Here is a 1,069-nt window from a genome sequence, read left to right on the forward strand (position 1 = left end):
CCCCATCAGCCCCCCGCAGACCATCGCGGCCGCCATCAGGCACCTGATGGTCCACGGCCCCGGCAGCATCGAGCGCGACCGCACCATGTGGGAACGCGCCCACCTGCTCACCGCCATCAGCCGCGATCGTGCCGCCCACCTCCCCGACGGCTTCTGGCCGCCGGACCAGGAGGCGACGCCGTGCCCCTGAGCGTCCACGACGCCGTCCCCTGCGGCCGCTGCAAAGCCCTCATCTACTGGGCCACCACCGCCAACCAGAAGAAGCAGGCCGTCAACGCCCAGCCCGACCAACACGGCAACGTCGCCCTGCGCCGCGACCACACCGGCCGCATCCGCGTGCGCGCCATCACCAAGGACCGGCCCATCAACGAGCACGACGAGACCCGGCACAAGCCCCACGTGGCCACCTGCGCCCGCCCCGCCACCTGACCACCCCGACCACCCTCCGGAGAACCGTGTCCATCCTCCACGCCAGCAGCCTCGGCCTCGTCGCCCGCGCCCTGGCTGGCCTCTTCACCAAGCGCATCACCTTCGCCACCTACAACGGCCTGTTGTCCATCGCCCAAGCACTCGCCGGCATCCAGGCCATCCGCCAAGACGCCTGGGGCCTGGCCATCTGGCACGCGGCCCTGTGCGCCCTCTTCACCTGGTTCTGGTGGCACCACGGCGGAGGCGACGGTACGCGCCGCCGGCTCCGCCGCCTCGCGCGCCGCTTCCAGCCCGTCCGCCGCACCGCCCCGCAGGCCGCATGAACACACCGCCGAACCCCGAACTCGACGCCCTGCGCGAGTGGCTGCGCTTCGCCGTCCCCCTCCGCTCCGCCGAACTCCTCCAGCAGCACACCCCGGGCCAGCTCGCCACCGTGCTGCCCGAACTCGCCCGCAGCGCCGGCGTCCAACTCGGCCACAACGGCGACGCCCTGATCTTCACCCCGCGCACCAGCCGGCAACGCGCCCGCACCGCGACCGCGGCCGCCGACCTCGCCACCGGCCTCGCCGCCGCCGCCCTCATGGCCGGCCCCGCCGGCATCAACGTCCTCGGCCTCCACTTCGCCCCCGAACCCCCCAAC

General features: G+C 73.6%; 4 protein-coding genes. All 4 read left to right on the plus strand.

Going from position 1 to position 1,069, the window contains the following annotated elements:
- Positions 1 to 190: hypothetical protein (locus tag E1265_RS37705; RefSeq protein WP_165954032.1), on the plus strand; the 190-nt coding region annotated here is incomplete at its 5' end.
- Positions 181 to 429: a hypothetical protein gene (locus E1265_RS36425; protein WP_132935205.1), complete on the plus strand. Its 249-nt coding sequence runs from the start codon at positions 181 to 183 to the stop codon at positions 427 to 429. The genes E1265_RS37705 and E1265_RS36425, both read left to right, overlap by 10 nt.
- 26 nt (positions 430 to 455) lie before the next feature.
- On the plus strand, positions 456 to 752 hold the full coding sequence (locus E1265_RS36430; protein ID WP_132935206.1) for a hypothetical protein: 297 nt from the start codon (positions 456 to 458) through the stop codon (positions 750 to 752).
- Positions 749 to 1,069: hypothetical protein (locus E1265_RS36435; RefSeq protein WP_132935207.1), on the plus strand; the 321-nt coding region annotated here is incomplete at its 3' end. The genes E1265_RS36430 and E1265_RS36435, both read left to right, overlap by 4 nt.

The organism is Streptomyces sp. 8K308 (assembly GCF_004348315.1).
Taxonomy (GTDB): Bacteria; Actinomycetota; Actinomycetes; order Streptomycetales; family Streptomycetaceae; genus Streptomyces.